This is a genomic window from Ornithinimicrobium avium (assembly GCF_003351765.1).
Classification (GTDB): Bacteria; Actinomycetota; Actinomycetes; order Actinomycetales; family Dermatophilaceae; genus Ornithinicoccus; species Ornithinicoccus avius.
Genome location: NZ_CP031229.1, coordinates 1,883,149 through 1,899,382, shown reverse-complemented (window position 1 = coordinate 1,899,382; position 16,234 = coordinate 1,883,149). Strand labels below are relative to the sequence as shown.

Here is a 16,234-nt window from a genome sequence, read left to right as displayed (position 1 = left end):
CACCCCACGACCGGCGACACGCTCGGTCCGCCCGGGGCGAGCGCCCCGGTCCGGTCGATGCGCCGCGGCCAGGGCCGAGGGCAACCGGGGCGACTGCCCCGGTTCGGTCGATCAGGTGAAGAGGCGCTCGCCCCGCAGATACCGGTCCGCGCGGTCGGCCAGTGCTTCGCGTTCCTCGGCGTCGAGCTCCGCGAAGGTGCACGCCACGTCCAGGGCCGGCAGCCACCACTCCTGGAGCCGCTTCTCCAGCTCCGGCGGGTAGGAGGTCTGGGCCTCGTCCTCGGGCGTCGGCACGGGCGGCGCGCAGCAGCGCCACAGCAGGTCGAAGGAGTTGGTGCGCTTGTCCAGGTAGTACAGCCAGTAGGGGAACCGCTGGTCCAGCGCCTGCGCGTAGGCCCGCACCTGCGGGACCTCGTGGAGCTCGGTGTCGCTCCTGCCGTAGCCGTGGAAGGAGAGGGAGACCCGCTCCAGGAACGTGCGTGAGGTCGTCCGTGAGTGCAGGAGCTGGGTGAGCAGGCCCAGCGGGACCGAGAGGTCCATGGTCTCGACCTCGTGGCCGGAGACGACGACGTGCAGGTAGTCGGTGCCCGAGAGGTCGACGTCGGTGGGGGTGTCGTGGTGCTCGTGCGGGATCGGGCCGTCGCCGGGGACGTCGTGCGGCGCGCGTCCGCTGTCCAGGATGGCCATGGCCAGGGCGGTGGCGTTGGTCGGGGTGCCGAGCGGGCGCAGGATCCAGTAGCCGTCGTGCGGCAGGCTGACGTGCACGCAGTCCCCGTCGGCGTCCTCGCGCGCGGACGCGCGCACCACGTCCGACAGGGCGAAGCCGTCGGTGAACGCATAGCCGGCGCGGCTGTCGACGCAGAGGAGCCGCGCGGTCGTCACCACGAAGAGGTCGTGGTCCAGGTCGGGACGCGCGCCACCGAGGAAGGTCAGCTCCTCACCCGGGTGGAGCCGCTGCCGGAGCTGGAAGAGGTGCCGCGCGATGGACCGCTCGTCGAGACCGTCTCCCACAACGAGGTGCATACGGCCGGACTCTACTGGCTGCACGGTGGGGCCCGCTGCTCGCGACCCTGTCAGACTGGTCGGGCCATGACGACCTACGACCGCACCGAGCGCCGCCCGCTGACCGCCACCTACCGGATGCAGCTGAACTCCGGTTTCACCTGCGACGACGCGCAGAGCGTCCTGCCCTACGTCGAGGCGCTCGGCGCCAGCCACGTCTACCTCTCGCCGGTGCTGACCGCGGTGCCGGGCAGCGAGCACGGCTACGACGTGCTGGACCACACGCAGGTCAGCCCCGAGCTCGGCGGGCGGGAGGCCCTCGAGCGGCTCGCCGAGGACGCGCACCGGCGGGGGATGGGCGTGATCGTCGACGTGGTCCCCAACCACATGGCCCTCGTGCCCCAGGTATGGCGCAACGCACCCCTGTGGGAGGTCCTCCGTGAGGGCCCGAACTCCCCGCGCGCCCACTGGTTCGACGTCGACTGGGCGCACCTGGGCCAGCGGTTCGGCCTGCCGGTGCTCGGCCAGCCGCTCCAGGAGGTGCTCGCGGCCGGCGAGATCACCGTCGGCACCGGGGGCGAGGACGAAGGCCCGGCCGCCGGTCAGCGGGTCGTGCGCTACCACGAGCACGTCCTGCCGCTCGCCCTCGGCACCGAGCACCTCGCCGACGGCGGCGACCTCGCCGCCCTGCTGGACCAGCAGCACTGGCTGCTCGCCCACTGGCTCCAGGCGCCCGAGGTCCTCAACTACCGCCGGTTCTTCGAGGTCGACGGGCTCATCGGCGTCCGCGTCGAGGAGGCCGACGTCTTCGAGGCCACCCACGCCGAGCTGCTCGACCTGCACCACCGGGGAGTGATCGACGGCTTCCGCATCGACCACCCCGACGGGCTCGCCGACCCGCAGGGCTACCTGGAGATGCTCGCCGAGAGCACCCGCCCCGGCACGCCGGTCTGGGTGGAGAAGATCCTCGAGGGCGACGAGCGCCTCCCGGCGTCGTGGGCCTGCCAGGGCACCACCGGCTACGACGCCAACGCCGCGCTCACCGCGGCCCTCGTCGACCCGACCACCGCGGACGTCGTCAGCACCGCCTGGTTCGCCACCGGCGGCGAGCCCGACCTCGACGTCGAGGTCGAGCGCTGCAAGCGCCAGGCGGTGGACGCGCTGCTGCAGCCCGAGGTCAACCGGCTCCTGCGCCGCGCCGTCGAGGCGCTGCCGCACCTTGACGAGCACCGGCTGCGCGCCGCGCTGGTCGAGCTGCTCGTCGACGTGCACGTCTACCGCGCCTACGTCCGTCCCGGAGACCCCGGCAGCGAGGACGACGAGAGCCTGCACCGCCCCCTCGTCGACGCGCTCGAGCGTGCCCGCGCCGCACGTCCTGACCTGCTCACCGAGGTCGACGCGCTCGGCGAGGTCCTGCTCCACCCGGACGGCTGCGCGACCGACCCGGGCGCCGCGACCGACCTGTGCGTCCGCTTCCAGCAGACGACCGGCCCGGTCATGGCCAAGGGCATCGAGGACACCGCCTTCTACCGCTGGCACCGGCTGGTCGCGCTCAACGAGGTCGGCGCCGACCCCAGCGTCGGCGAGCGGCCCGAGGAGGCGGTGGCGGCGCTGCACACCTGGGCCGCCCACCAGGCCGAGCACTGGCCGCTCGGGATGACCACCCTGTCCACCCACGACACCAAGCGCAGCGAGGACGTGCGCGCGCGGATCCTCGCCGTCGCCGGCGACGCCGACGCCTGGCGCGGGCTGTCGCAGGCCGGGGCCGCCGCGGCCCAGCGGCACGGCGTCGACGCGCCGACCGCCCACCTCGTCTGGCAGACGCTGGTCGGCGCGGGGAGGGTGTCGCCGCAGCGGCTGCGCGACTACCTGACCAAGGCGCTGCGCGAGGCCAAGCTGCACACCGCCTGGGTCGAGCCCGACGAGGACTACGAGGGTCGGGTCCTCGCGCTCGCGGACGAGATGGTCTCGCACGGCGGCCCCGTCGACGCGGCCATCGGCGCGGCCGTGGGCGACAACGCGCTCACCATCCGCACGCTCACCCTGGCGCAGAAGATCATCCAGCTCACCCTGCCCGGCGTCCCCGACACCTACCAGGGCTCCGGCCTGGTCGACCTCTCCCTCGTCGACCCCGACAACCGCCGCCCCGTCGACTACCGCGAGCGGGTGGAGCGGCTGGTCCGCCTCGACGCCGAGGGCCGTCCGCAGGACCTCTCCGACGAGATCCTCTGGGTCACCTCCCGCCTGCTGCGCCTGCGCACCTGGCTGCCGCAGGCCTACGGCCCCGGCGCCGGGTATGCCGCTCTCGACGCCGGCGAGCACGTGCTCGGCTTCGTGCGCGGCGGGGTGGCCGCGACGCTGACCATCCGGGCGCCCCGCGCGCTCGGCGCCCGCGGCGGCCTGGGGGACACGCGCATCCCGCTGCCGCCCGGCCACTGGCGCGACGCGCTCACCGGCGCCGACCATCGGGTCGGCGACGAGGGCCTTGCGGCGGTGGACGTCTTCGCGGTGTCCCCGGCGGCGCTGCTGGTGCGGGCGGAGGACCTCGAGGAAGGCCCGCGATGAGCCACCCCTACCGGCTCTGGGCGCCGGAGGCCGACCGCGTCGAGGTGCGCCTCGGCGCCGACGGCGCGACCGGCGTGCCGATGGCACCCGTCGGCGGCGGCTGGTGGCAGGCGAGCACGGACCCGCTCGACGGGCGCTACGCGTTCGCGATCGACGGGCGCCCGCCCGTCCCGGACCCGCGCTCGCGCCGACAGCCGGACGGCGTCCACGCCGCCAGCGCGCTCGTGGACACCTCGACGTTCGACTGGACGGACCAGGGCTGGCGCGGGGTCCCGCTCGAGGGCGCCGCGGTCTACGAGCTGCACGTGGGCACCTTCACCCCGCAGCGCACCTTCGACGGCGTGGTCGAGTACCTCGACCACCTCGTGGACCTGGGGGTCTCCGTCGTCGAGCTCATGCCGGTGGCCGCCTTCCCCGGGCGGCACGGGTGGGGCTACGACGGCGTCTGCCTGTATGCGGTGCACGAGCCCTACGGGGGGCCCGTCGGCCTGGCCCGCCTCGTCGACGCCGCGCACGCCCGCGGCCTGGCGGTCTGGCTGGACGTCGTCTACAACCACCTCGGCCCGAGCGGCAACTACCTCTCGCAGTCCGGCCCCTACTTCACCGACCGCCACCACACGCCCTGGGGCGAGGCGCTCAACCTCGACGGGCCGGGCAGCGACGAGGTGCGCGCCTACGTCCTCGACAACGTCGCGATGTGGCTGGAGGACTACCACCTCGACGGGCTGCGGCTCGACGCCGTGCACGCCCTCCACGACGAGCGCGCACTGCCGCTGCTGGAGGAGCTGGCCGAGCTGGCCGACGAGATCGGGGAGCGCAGCGGCATACCCCGCACGCTCGTCGCCGAGTCGGACCGCAACGACCCCGCCACGGTGGCCCCGCTCGCGTCCGGGGGCCTCGGCGGGCAGGGGCTGCACGGGCAGTGGGCCGACGACGTCCACCACGCGCTGCACGTCGCGCTGACCGGGGAGACGCAGGGCTACTTCGCCGACTTCGCCGACCCGGGGGCGCTGGCCAAGGTCCTGGCGGACACCCCGTTCTTCCACGACGGCACCTTCTCCACCTTCCGCGGGCGCCGGCACGGGCGGCCGGTCGACCCGGAGGTGACGCCCGGCTGGCGCTTCGTCGCCTCCCTGCAGACCCACGACCAGGTCGGCAACCGGGCCGCCGGGGACCGGCTGGTGCACGGCATACCCCTGGGGCGGGCCGCGCTCGGGGCCGCGCTGCTGCTGACCTCCCCGTGGACGCCGATGCTGTTCATGGGCGAGGAGTGGGGTGCCTCGACGCCGTGGCAGTACTTCACCGACCACGCCGAGGACTGGCTGGCGCAGTCGATCCGCGAGGGGCGCGAGCGGGAGTTCGCCGAGCACGGCTGGGCCGGGGAGGTGCCCGATCCCCAGGACGAGGGGACGGTCGAGGCCTCGACCCTGCGCTGGGAGGAGGTGGGGCACGGCGACCACGCGCGGCTGCTCGACTGGTACCGCACCCTGCTGCGGCTGCGCCGCGAGCTGCCCGGGCTGAGCACCCCGCTCGGGCAGGGAGAGGTGCTGCGCGAGCCCGCCGGCGGGGGCGAACTGATCACGGTGCGGCGCGGGTCCGTCCTCGTGCTCGCGACGCTCGGGGAGCGGGCCGGCGCGACGGTGCCGCTGAGCGGTGGCATCGTGACCTCGTTCGGCTCCGTCGAGGACCGTGAGGGGCAGCTGGTGCTCGGCGCGGACTCGGTGGCGGTCGTCCACGGAGAGCCCGAGGGCGCAGCCGGGCAGGAAGGACGAGGATGAGCGAGGACGCGGGACGCAGGGCCTTCCACCGGCCGGTCTACCGACCTGCCGAGTCGCTGGAGAGCGTCGTCGGAGGGATCGACCCGCTGGAGCAGGTCGAGGCCGCCCACCGCACCGCCGAGATCGTCGTGGGCCGCGGACGTGACACCGACGACCCCGAGCTCACCGCGCGGCTGGTCGGGCTGGTGCGCGAGCTGGGGCTGGCCACCGTCGCCGAGATGTGGTCCGACCGGCCCGCCCGCACCCTGCCGGGGGCGCTGTGGCGGCTCTACCTGCTGCACGAGTGGGTGCAGCGCCGGCCCGACGAGGTGCGGCGCCTGTGGACCGCGGGGGAGGGCCGCGCCGAGGTCTACCGGGTGATCGTCGGCGTCGCCGAGCCGCCGGACCCCATGGCGCTGGCCGCGATGACCGGGGAGGTGCTCACCGGCGTCTTCAGCGGCGACCTCGCGGTCGCCCTGGAGCGGGCCGCGGCGTTCTGCCACGTCATGGCGGTCGGGCTGGTCGAGCCCGGCGTGGACGACATCCCGCCCGAGCAGGTGACGCGGGCGGCGCGGATGCGCGACACCGCCGACGACCTCACCGCCTGCGCACGGCTGTGGCGGCTGGACGCCCTCCACTGAGCGGGGCGCGGTCGCGACCGTCCCGGCCGGCCCGGACCCGGTGATCTCACCGGCGCGAAGGGGAGGTGCGGCCCGGCACCGTGGAGGCAGGTCCGGAGGAACCGGACCCCCACCGACCGAGGAGCCACCCATGGACGTTCTGGACCGTCTCACCCTCCACCACCTCGAGCACGAACGCCTCCTGCGCGACCGACACCAGGACCGTCAGGCGGACCTGCGCGAGAGGACGACCCACCAGGTCCCACGGACACGCCGCGCGGGCACCGGCGTGGTGGGACGCCTGCCGCAGCTCGCGCGGTCGCCGCTCAGTCCAGCGTTGCGTGCGCCAGCTCGGCCCGGGAGGTGATCCCCAGCTTGGTGAACACGTTGCGCAGGTGGAAGTCGACCGTGCGGGGGCTGACGAAGAGCGCCGTGGCCACGTCGCGGGTGGGCAGCCCCTGCGCGACCAGCGTGGCGACCCGGCGCTCGGTGGGGGTCAGGCGCGGCATGCTCGCGTCCGCGGCCGTCCGCCTCCTCGCGCGCTCACCGGACGCTCGCAACTCGTCGGCGGCGCGGTCGGCCCATCGGCTCGCGCCGACGTCCTCGAAGGTCTGCAGCGCCGCGCGCAGGTGCGGTCGGGCGTCGACCCGGCGCCGCGCTCGCCGGAGCCACTGGCCGTAGGCGAGGTGGGTCCGGGCGGCGTCCATCCTGCGAAGCGATTCGGCGTGCAGCGCCAGGGCGCTCAGGAAGTGGTGGTCGCTCTCCCCGGACCCGGCCAGCAGGGCCATCCCGTGCTCCGTGACGGCGCCCGCCCAGGGCGAGCCCGTCGCCCCGGCGAAGGCGGCCAGGTGGTCCACCCACCGCTGGGCGAGGTCCCGACGTCCGGCGAGGACGGCCGTCTCGATGCGGTCCAGGGCGATCAGCCGCTCCGCGAAACCGTGCGTCATCTGCTCGTAGTGGTGCAGGGCCGAGGCTGGGGAGCCGGCGAGCTCGGCGCGGATCCACAGCACCTGGTCCTTGACCGTCGCTTCCGTGGACCCCAGCGGTCCCGAGGCGATGGTCTGCTCCAGGTCGGCCAGCAGGTCGGCTGCGTCCGGTCCCCCGCGCAGCGCGCTCACCAGCGCGAGCCAGGCCTGCGGCATGGCCGCCAGCGAGGGTCGGCCGGTCGCGTGAGCCAGGTCCAGCGACTCCCGGGCGCCGGAGGCGAGCTCGTCCCACCTGCCGAGGACGACATCCAGCCCGCCACGGCGGGTCAGCGCGTAGAGGACCATGATGAGAGCGCCCTCGTTCCGCGCCCGGGCCAGGAGCCGCTCGTGCAGGCGGAGGGCGACGTCGTCGACGGCGAGGTGCATCGCGGCCAGTGCCAGGTTGGGCAGCAGCCCGTCGAGCGTCGTCTGCGCGTGGTCGACCTCGGTCTCGGCCGACCGGACCGCCCGCACGGCCTCGAGCCACTCGTGGCGCGAGACGTGGACGAAGGCGCTCAGCACCTGGGCCACGCAACGGTCCCGGGGGCTGGCCGGTGCTCCCACCAGCTGGAGCAGGTCGGCCGTCGGCTCCACGGCGACCATGGCGCCCAGGGCCGCGGCGAACATCCCCATCTCGCGCGCGCGGTCGGGATCGTGAGGTAGGACGGTGAAGGCTTCGGACACCAGGCGCCGGTGCGCCGCCTCGGCCGAGCCGGTGTTCCACTCGACCCTGGCCCGCAGGAGCGCCGCGTCGGCCCGGAGCAGGGGATCGTCGAGGGAGGACAGTGCGGCGTCGGCGAGGGTGGCCGCCCGGTCGGGCTGTCCCACGGTCCAGGCTGACGCTGCGGCCCGGTGCAGGCGATTGCCGCGTGCGGCGGGGTCGCGCGTCAGCTCGGCCGCCCGCTCCCAGGCCGCCGAGGCAGCCTCGTGCCCGCCGGTGGCGGCCGACCGTCGGGCGGCGGCCTCGAGCTCGGCGACCACCTCCTCGTCGGGCTGGTCGGTCGCCGCGGCACGGTGCCAGGCGCGACGGTCGGCGTCCTGCGGCCCGGGGAGCGCGGCGGCGAGAGCTGCGTGGGCGCTGCGCCGCTCACCGGTGCTCGCTCCCGCGTAGACGGCTGACCGCACCAGCGGGTGGTGAAGCTCGACCTGCGAGCCCTCGCGGCGGACCAGACCGGAGCGCTCGGCCGCCTCGACGGCGGTCTCGTCCAGGCCGAGGGCGTGCACGGCCCGGCCCAGCACGGCGAGGTCGCCCGAGTCGTCGGCCGCGGCGACGAGCAGCACCGTCCTCGCAGCCGGCTCCAGCCGCCGGTAGCGGTCCAGGAAGGCCGTCTCGACCGCCCGGGTCACCGGCAGCGTCCGCGGGAGGGGCGCACGCCCCGTGAGCACGTCGAGGCTCAGCTCACGGGCCAGCTCGGCGAGCGCGAGCGCGTTACCTGCGGTGCTCGCGTGCAGCCGCTCGGCCACCTCTCGTGGCACCTCGGCACCGCTCCGCGCCGCCAGCAGGTCGCGGGCGTCGACCTCGGGCAGCGGACCCACGGTCAGCACCGGCAGGTCGGCGGCGTCGAGGGCCAGGACGTCCCGGGCGGCCAGCAGCACCGCCAGATGCTCTCCCTCGGTCCGGCGGGCGACGAAGAGAAGCGCCTCGCGCGAGGCGGCGTCCACCCAGTGGAGGTCGTCCACGACCACGACGGTGGGAACGGCGGCCGAGGTGTCCGACAGGAGGGTCAGGACGGCCAGGTAGACCAGGAACCGGTCGGTACCCACGGGATCGGCCCCCTCACCCATGCCCAGGGCACCGCGGAGCGCGGCGGCCTGTCCGGGCGGGAGCGCCTTCAGCCCGGGCAGGAGCGGTCGGAGCAGCCGGTGCAGCGCGGCGAAGCCCAGCGGCGACTCGGACTCGACGCCACGGATCCGCAGGACGCGCAGGTCGGGGGTGGCGGCGACGGCGTCGGTCAGGAGCGTCGATTTGCCCGCCCCCGGCTCGCCGCGCAGCAGCAGCGCGGCCCCACGACCTGCCCTGGTCGCCCCGAGCGCCTCTGCCAGCGCCGCCTTCTCGCGCTCCCGCCCGACGATCACGGGACACAGCGTAGACCCGCGCGGCGGCGCACCGGCGGGCCGGACCGGAGGAAATCCAGGCAGTTTCACCGGCGCGGGGACCGCCTGCGCGCAGAGAGCCTCGAAGGGTCACTCCAACCGATCACCAAGGAGCACGCCAGTGATGTCCTCCACCCCGCGGATCTTCGTCGGCACGGCCACCGTGCGCGTGGCCGACGCGGTCTGCGGTCACTGCCTGGACGCGGTCCAGGCAGCCGTGCGCCAGGTTCCCGGCATCCGTTCGGTCGCCGTGGACCAGCTCACCGCCACCGTCACCGTCGTCACCGACCAGCCGGTCGACCGGACCGACGTGGACGCGGCGGTCGTCAGCACCGGCCACACCGTCCGCCCCACCCACTGAACACCTACCGAAAGCAGGCATCATGCTCAGCACACCCACCGTCCGTACCACCGCACCCCCCGTCGGTCCGTCGGGGGCGCATCCCGCCACTCGCCCCCCGGCGGCGTCCGCCACCGGCCTGGTCAAGGCCTACGGTCGCGGCGCGACGGAGGTCCGTGCCCTCGACGGTGCGACCCTCGTCATCCCCGCCGGTCGGCTGACCGCGGTGATGGGACCGTCCGGCTCGGGCAAGTCCACCCTCATGCACGCCATGGCCGGGCTGGACTCCGTGGACGAGGGCTCGATCCGCCTCGGCGAGACCGAGGTGAGCCAGCTCTCCGAGCGGCAGCGCACGCTGATGCGCCGTCAGCGCATCGGGTTCGTCTTCCAGAGCTTCAACCTCGTCCCGTCCCTGACGGCCCAGGAGAACATCACCCTGCCGCTGCGCCTCGCGCGGCGTACCGCGGACGCGGCCTGGCTGGAGGAGCTGGTCTCCACCCTGGGGCTGGGGGACCGCCTGACGCACCGGCCCGGTGAGCTGTCCGGCGGCCAGCAGCAGCGGGTGGCCGTCGCCAGGGCGCTGGTGACCCGGCCAGACATCGTGTTCGCCGACGAGCCCACCGGCAACCTGGACTCGCGACACGGCCACGTCCTGCTCGCCTTCCTGCAGAAGGCGGCCCGCGACCTGGGCCAGACCGTCGTCATGGTCACCCACGACCCGACGGCCGCCTCCTACGCAGACCAGGTCGTCTTCCTCGCGGACGGCCGCGTCGCCGGCGAGCTGCCCGACCCCACCGTCCCCACCGTCCTGGCCGCGATGGCCGGGCTCGAGCAGCCCGCTACGCGGGCGGAGAGCTGAGCTGGCCATGTGGCACCTGACCCTGCGCAACGTCCTGGCCCACCGGGGCCGGTTCGCCCTGACCCTCCTCGCCGTCGTGCTGGCGGTGACCTTCGTGGCCGGCAGCCTCATGCTGACGGGCACCTCCGAAAAGCTGCTCGACGAGCAGTTCCGCACCGCCACGGCCGGCGTCGACATCACCGTCCGCGACGCGGCAGCCTTCGACTCGGCGATGGGCGTCGAGGTCGACCGCGACCCGCTGCCCGGCGACGTCACCGACCGCCTCCTTGACGTCCCGGGTGTCGCGGCCGCGCTGCCCGCCGTGGACGGGCAGGGTCTGCTCGTCGTCGACGGCAGACCCGTCGTCCCGTCGGGCGCATCCGTCCTCGCCTCCTGGTCCCCTGCCCCGTTCGGCGCCTTCGAGCTGCGCGAGGGCCGGGCGCCGGGGGCCGCCGGTGAGGTGGCCGTCGACCTTGCCACCGCCCGCACGGCCGGCATCAGCATCGGGGACACCGTCGACGTGGCCACTGACTCGCGCACCTCGCTCCGCGTCGTCGGCCTGGTCGGCTTCGCCGACGCGGACGGTATGACCGGCGCGACCGTCGCCCTGGTGACCCTTGGCCAGGCCCAGCGCATGCTGGGCCTCGGCGACGGCCTCTCCGAGGTGCTCCTCACGACGTCGGGGCCGCAGTCGGTCGACGAGGTCGTCGACGCCGTCCGCTCCGCCCTCGGCGAGGAGTATGCGGTCGCCTCCTCCCGGGACACCGCCGCCGCCAGCGCGGAGGCGGCGCAGGAGCAGCTGGGCCCGCTCGGGATGGTGCTCACCGTCATGTCGGCGGCCGCGCTGCTGGTCGGCTCCCTGCTCATCGCCAACACGTTCGCCATCGTCACCAGCCAGCGGCGTCGCGAGATCGCCCTGATCAGGGCGGCCGGCGCGACCACCGGTCAGGTCACGCGCGCCGTGCTTGCCGAGGCCCTGATCGTCGGGGCGGTCGGGTCGGTCATCGGCACGGGGCTCGGCGTCGTGGCCGCCGACGGCCTGCGGGAACTGGTGGGGGTGTTCGGCACCAACCTGCCCGAAGGCCGCGCCGTCGTCTCCGCGTCCACCATCACGCTCTCTGTCCTCCTCGGTCTGCTGGTCACGGTCCTGTCCGCGGTGGCAGCGGCGCGTGGGGCCGCCCGCATCACTCCGGTGGAGGCCCTGCGGGCCTCGGCGGAGATCCAGCCCGCCGCGCGCGGGCGGCGCCGGCTGCGGTTCGCGGCCCGGCTCGCGCCGCTGGTGGCCGGACTCGCGGGCGTCTCGGCGGTCGTCGCCGGCGCCCCGGTGCTCCTGCTCGTGCCCGCTGCGCTGCTGACCGTCGCGGGCACCGCCCTCCAGGGACGGGCCGTGACGCCGGTCCTCGCTCGGTTCGTGGGTGCGCCCCTGGCCAGGACGGGGGTCCCCGGTCACCTGGCACGGGAGTCCGCGGCGCGGGCGCCGCGGCGGACGACCTCAACCGCGATGGCCCTGGCCCTCAGCCTGGCGCTCATCGCCTTCATGACGGTGGTCGCGACCTCGCTCAGGGACGGTCTGTCCGGCACCTACCGCGAGACGGTCACGGCGGACCTCGTGGTCGAGAGCGCCCGTGGCGAGATGCTCGGAGGCCTCTCGCCGCAGGTGGCCGAGGAGCTGGCGGCGCTGCCGGAGGTCGCGCACCTCTCCCGGGTCCGCTACGGCCACTGGCTGGACGACGGCACGACGAGCGCCCTGTCCGCCGTCGACCCGGCGACGCTGCCGCTGGTGGCGGAGCTCGACCTCGTCGAGGGCTCGCTCCAGGCCTTGGAGGACGGTGGTGTCGTGATCGCGCAGTCCGTCGCCGCGGAGCGCGACCTGTCCGTGGGCGACGAGGTCACGATGACCTTCTCCTACACCGGTGATCAGCGGCTGCCGGTGGTCGGGATCCTCGACTCGCTCGACGCGCAGGCGCTGTCGACGAGCTGGTTCGTCTCGCTGGACACCTACGCACGCAACTTCACCGAGGACGTGGATGCCAGCGTGCTGGTCCGGCTGGTCGACGGTGCGGACGTCGGCCGGGCGACGGCGCAGGTCGAGGCGGCGCTCGAGGACCACCCGACCGCCGACGTACGGAACCAGGCGGCCGCCGCGGCGGCCCGCGGAGCCACGGTCGAGCAGGTGCTCGGACTGGTGACGGTCCTGCTGGTGCTCACCGTGATCATCGCGCTGCTGGGGATCACGAACACCCTGGCCCTGTCCGTCTCCGAGCGGACGCGTGAGATCGGCCTGCTCCGGGCGGTCGGAGCCGACCGCCGCCAGGTCGGCGGGATGATCCGTGCCGAGGCCGTCCTGGTCGCGGCGCTGGCCGGAGTCCTCGGACTCGGCCTGGGTGTCGGCCTGGCAGCCGTCACGGTCTCCGCGCTGGGTCGGGTGGCCCCGCTGGCGATCTCGCTGCCGGTCGGGCGCCTCGCGCTGGTCGCGATGCTCGCCGTCGCCGCAGGGCTCGTCGCCGGGCTGCTGCCGGCCCGGCGCGCAGCTCGCATGGACGTGCTGCAGGCGATCGCCACCCAGTAGCCGCGCGCCGTGCCGCACGCCCCGACGTGACCCTGGTGATCTCACCGGCGCGACCGACCGGGCGTGCGGCACAACCTGGCAGGACAGGACGAACCCCACCCAAGGAGAAGAAACCATGACCGTCGACCACCGTCGGGCCGGAGCGACCCACCACCAGGCCCCGCGTCCCCGACCTGCCACCGTGACCCTGCGACGGGCGGGCGCGGCGGATGCCGACACCGTCCAGAGGCTCGTCGAGGAGATCGCTGCGCACGAGGGTGACCTCGAGCACGTCCAGGTGACCGCCGCCCGGTGGCGCGAGCTTCTCGACCGGGACGACGTGGTCGTCCTGCTCGCCGAGCGGGAGGGCCGTGCGGTGGGCTTCGCCTCCGCCGTGCGCCGGCTGCACCTGTGGAGCGGCGGGGACCTGCTGGCCGTGGACGACGTCTTCGTCCGTGCCGACGCCCGTGACGGGGGAGTGGGGCGGCAGCTCCTCCTCGGGATGGCGCAGCTCGCCTCCGGTAGGGACCTGCTCATCACCTGGGGCGTCGAGACCGACAACACCGGTGCGCAACGCTTCTACCGCCGGCTCGGTGCCGCCCTGCGCCCCAAAGTGCTCGCGAGGTGGGCGCCCGCTGCCTACCGGCCCCTGCTGGGGCAGGACGCCACCGGGGGGCGGGCATGAGCACCGCTAGCGCGCGCGTGGCGGTCCGGCGTCCTCAGGACGTCCCGGAAGGCACACCGCGGACCAGGCGCCGGGCCGCGCTGGCGCTGCTGGTCTCGGCGCAGTTCGTCGTCATGCTCGACACGTCGGTGGTCAACGTCGCGCTGCCGTCGGTGCAGCGTGATCTCGGGCTCGGTCCTGCGGGGCTCGCCTGGGTGGTCAACGCCTACGTCCTGGCCTTCGGCGGCCTGCTTCTGCTCGCGGGCAGGGCCGCGGACGTCCTGGGCCGGCGCCGGATGTTCGTGGTCGGGTCGGCCGTCTTTACGGTCGGCAGCCTCCTGGCAGGGTCGTCGGCCACCGAGGTCGGCCTCGTCGCCGGCCGCATCGTGCAGGGCGTCGGTGCGGCCAGCCTGAGCACGGCGGCGATGTCGCTGCTGCTCGTGATGTTCCCCGGGCCGGCACGGGCCGGCGCGATGAGCGCCTGGGGCGCCGCCTCCACCCTGGGTGGCGCGAGCGGTGTCGTGGTCGGTGGTGTGCTGACCGGGACCCACGGGTGGCCGTGGGCGTTCTTCGTGACCGTGCCGGTGACCGCGTTCGCCGGGCTCCTGGCCCTCCGGGTGCTCGACCCGTCACCGGGCGCCGGCGCTGCCCGACGGTTCGACGGTCTGGGCGCCGCGCTGGTCACCGGCGGGGTGCTGGCGCTCTCGCACGCGGCCCTCAGCCTGCCGCAGCACGGTCTGACCTCTCCGTCGGTGCTCGCCGGGACGGTGCTGGCCGTCGTGTTGCTGGTCGCCTTCGCGCTGGTCGAGAGCATCGTGCCGGACCCGCTCGTCCCGTTGTCGGTCTTCCGTTCCCGGGCGCTGACGGCCGGGGTGCTGACTGCAGTGCTGGGTGGAGCGGCGCGCGCCTCCACCTTCGTGCTGGTCGCGCTCTATCTGCAGCAGGTCATGCACCTTGCGCCGCAGACCGCCGGCCTGGCGATGCTCCCCACCTCGGTGACGGGGTTCGCCGCGTCCCTGGTGCTGCTGCCCAGGGTGCTGCGGGCGCTCGGGCCGGAGCGGACCATGACGGGCGGTCTGGTGGTTCTCGCCCTGGGCCACCTGTGGCTCGCGCGCACCCCGGCCGCGGCGCTCTACCTACTGGACGTACTGCCCGGGCTGCTGCTGGTGGCCGTCGGCGTCGCACTCAGCTTCACGCCGACCACGATGGTCGTCGCCGCTGCGCTGCCGGCAGCGCGCGCGGGGCTGACCTCCGGGCTGGCGAGCTCCTCCACGCAGGTCGGGTCCTGCCTGGGTCTGGCCACGCTCACCGCCGTTGCGATCGCCGCCGGCGGGGCCCCGGACCCGGCACCGTCGTCGCTGACCGGTGAGGGGTTCGCGGCCGCCTTCCGGGCGGCGGCAGCCGTCGCGCTGACCACCGGCCTGCTCGCCTGCACCCTCCCACGGCCGCGGCGGTAGGCATCCCGGCGACCACCGGTCTCCTCAGCAGGCTGCGCCGAGCTCCCGGGCCGGAAGTGCCGCCATCACACCGGCGGCCGGCACGGTCGGCGGCCCAGCCTTCTTCAGCATCCGCAGGGCGCGGTCCCCGAGCGAGGTCGTGGCGGTCGATCGGGGTGACGAGGTGTCGTCGACGAGGGCCAGCAGCCCGCGGCGCAGGTCCTGACCGTGGCGGCGCAGGTGAGGCGACCAGGTCATCGACGCGTGGTGCTGCCGGTGGCCGCACGCGCGCACGGGGCAGGAATCGTGGTTGCGCGCCGGACCGGGAGCGCCTCTCGGCGTGTGGCCGCTCGAAGCGGCATGTGTTGGAGCCCGGGGCTGCCGCGGTCCGGCGCGCAGTGAGGTCCAACGAGGACCCCGGGAGGATTGTTCCATGCACCCGGCGTGAGCCGCATCACGAGGAGGTCAGGACGGCGGGCGGTGGCGCTCGACCGCGACCACGCGGGCGTCCTTCCCCGCGCCGACCATCGTGCAGGCCAGCACCTCGCCCTTGTCCATCGGCGTCTCGACCAGCCGCTTGAGCATCCGGCGGGTGCCGCGCGGGACCTCCTTGCCGGCGCGGCGCCACACCTCCTGGAGCACGGTCGGCAGCAGGGGACGGTGCGTGCACAGGGCGACGGGGGCGGCGTCGTCCATCAGGGAGCGCAGCGTGCGCGCCGCCTTGGTCGGGTCGACCTCGAAGCCCTCCTCCGACAGGCCTTTCCTGGTCACGAGGGGCACGCCGCTAGCCTCCGCCCAGGGCCGCACCGTGGAGGCGCAGCGGACCGACGGGCTGGACAGCACCCGCTCCGGGGCGTAGGCACCCAGCACCCCGCCCAGCCGGCGCAGCTGGGCCTGCCCCGCCTTCGACAGCGGGCGGGCGGGGTCGGGCCCGTCCCAGGAGCCGCGGGGCACGGCGTGCGCGTGCCGCACGAGGAGGAAGGGCCAGGTGTGCAGCCGGTCGGAGTCGTGCAGCTCCACGAGCGCCGCGAGCTGCTCCCGGTCGCGGGGTAGCTGAGCCGCTGCGCCGCGGCCCGCGGGGCGAGCCAGGCCACCTCGTCGACCTCGTGCTCCAGGGCACCGTCGCCGCCGAGCACCTGCCCGACCCAGTAGCGCACCTGCTTGTCCGCGCCGCCGTTGCCGTGGTTGAGGTAGCGCGACTCCGGCAACGGCGCGCCGAGCCGCACGAGCAGCCCGGTCTCCTCGAGCGTCTCGCGGACCGCGGCCGGCGCCCAGTCCTCGCCGGGGTCCAGCTTGCCCTTGGGCCAGGACCAGTCGTCGTAGTGCGGCCGGTGGACCAGCCCGACGCGCAGCCTCCCCTTCCGCACCCGGTAGGGCACGACGCCGGCGGCCCGGACGAGGCGGC

General features: G+C 74.9%; 12 protein-coding genes and 1 pseudogene. 8 read left to right on the top strand and 5 right to left on the bottom strand.

The annotated features are described in order from the left end of the window. Positions 1-111 precede the first annotated feature (111 nt). Positions 112-1,023: a hypothetical protein gene (locus DV701_RS08635; RefSeq protein WP_162802923.1), complete on the bottom strand. Its 912-nt coding sequence runs from the start codon at positions 1,021-1,023 to the stop codon at positions 112-114. A gap of 66 nt (positions 1,024-1,089) precedes the next feature. Between DV701_RS08635 and treY the strand changes: the two genes are divergently transcribed. Genes treY through DV701_RS08620 form a run of 3 tightly spaced genes read left to right on the top strand, consistent with a single transcriptional unit; the run spans position 1,090 to position 5,965 of the window. Further along, positions 1,090-3,567 carry a malto-oligosyltrehalose synthase gene (treY, locus tag DV701_RS08630; RefSeq protein WP_114927954.1) on the top strand — a complete coding sequence of 826 codons (2,478 nt, stop codon included), beginning with the start codon at positions 1,090-1,092 and terminating at the stop codon, positions 3,565-3,567. Continuing rightward, positions 3,564-5,345 carry a malto-oligosyltrehalose trehalohydrolase gene (treZ, locus tag DV701_RS08625; protein ID WP_114927953.1) on the top strand — a complete coding sequence of 594 codons (1,782 nt, stop codon included), beginning with the start codon at positions 3,564-3,566 and terminating at the stop codon, positions 5,343-5,345. Before treY ends, treZ begins: the two co-directional genes overlap by 4 nt. Further along, on the top strand, positions 5,342-5,965 hold the full coding sequence (locus DV701_RS08620) for a hypothetical protein (RefSeq protein ID WP_114927952.1): 624 nt from the start codon (positions 5,342-5,344) through the stop codon (positions 5,963-5,965). The genes treZ and DV701_RS08620 overlap by 4 nt, the downstream gene beginning before the upstream one ends. A gap of 305 nt (positions 5,966-6,270) precedes the next feature. Here DV701_RS08620 and DV701_RS08610 read toward each other — a convergent pair whose 3' ends face one another. Further along, the gene (locus DV701_RS08610; RefSeq protein ID WP_162802922.1) at positions 6,271-8,985 is read right to left on the bottom strand and encodes a helix-turn-helix transcriptional regulator; all 2,715 of its coding nucleotides are present in this window, start codon (positions 8,983-8,985) and stop codon (positions 6,271-6,273) included. Positions 8,986-9,127: 142 nt separating this feature from the next. On the opposite strand from DV701_RS08610, the gene DV701_RS08605 reads away from it, so the two are divergent. The 5 genes from DV701_RS08605 (at position 9,128) to DV701_RS08585 (ending at position 14,850) form a co-directional block, all read left to right on the top strand. Further along, the gene (locus tag DV701_RS08605; protein WP_202863670.1) at positions 9,128-9,364 is read left to right on the top strand and encodes a heavy-metal-associated domain-containing protein; all 237 of its coding nucleotides are present in this window, start codon (positions 9,128-9,130) and stop codon (positions 9,362-9,364) included. Positions 9,365-9,386: 22 nt separating this feature from the next. Next, a complete protein-coding gene (locus DV701_RS08600; RefSeq protein WP_114927948.1) occupies positions 9,387-10,202 on the top strand; it encodes an ABC transporter ATP-binding protein in 816 nt (271 codons plus the stop codon). A 7-nt stretch (positions 10,203-10,209) separates the two neighbouring features. After that, positions 10,210-12,750, top strand: a complete 2,541-nt coding sequence (locus DV701_RS08595) for an ABC transporter permease (protein ID WP_114927947.1) — start codon at positions 10,210-10,212, stop codon at positions 12,748-12,750. Positions 12,751-12,865: 115 nt separating this feature from the next. Beyond that, positions 12,866-13,414, top strand: coding sequence for a GNAT family N-acetyltransferase (locus DV701_RS08590; RefSeq protein ID WP_114927946.1), 549 nt, complete (start codon positions 12,866-12,868; stop codon positions 13,412-13,414). After that, positions 13,411-14,850: an MFS transporter gene (locus DV701_RS08585; protein ID WP_114927945.1), complete on the top strand. Its 1,440-nt coding sequence runs from the start codon at positions 13,411-13,413 to the stop codon at positions 14,848-14,850. Before DV701_RS08590 ends, DV701_RS08585 begins: the two co-directional genes overlap by 4 nt. A 24-nt stretch (positions 14,851-14,874) precedes the next feature. Here the strand turns inward: DV701_RS08585 and DV701_RS08580 are convergent, their stop codons facing one another. The 3 genes and pseudogenes from DV701_RS08580 to DV701_RS18745 form a co-directional block, all read right to left on the bottom strand. After that, positions 14,875-15,087, bottom strand: a complete 213-nt coding sequence (locus tag DV701_RS08580; RefSeq protein WP_162802921.1) for a hypothetical protein — start codon at positions 15,085-15,087, stop codon at positions 14,875-14,877. A 207-nt stretch (positions 15,088-15,294) separates the two neighbouring features. Continuing rightward, positions 15,295-15,849: a SixA phosphatase family protein gene (locus DV701_RS18750; RefSeq protein WP_228255286.1), complete on the bottom strand. Its 555-nt coding sequence runs from the start codon at positions 15,847-15,849 to the stop codon at positions 15,295-15,297. A 101-nt stretch (positions 15,850-15,950) separates the two neighbouring features. Beyond that, positions 15,951-16,196: pseudogene (locus tag DV701_RS18745) on the bottom strand (NUDIX hydrolase); the annotation flags it as partial. Positions 16,197-16,234: the final 38 nt, after the last annotated feature.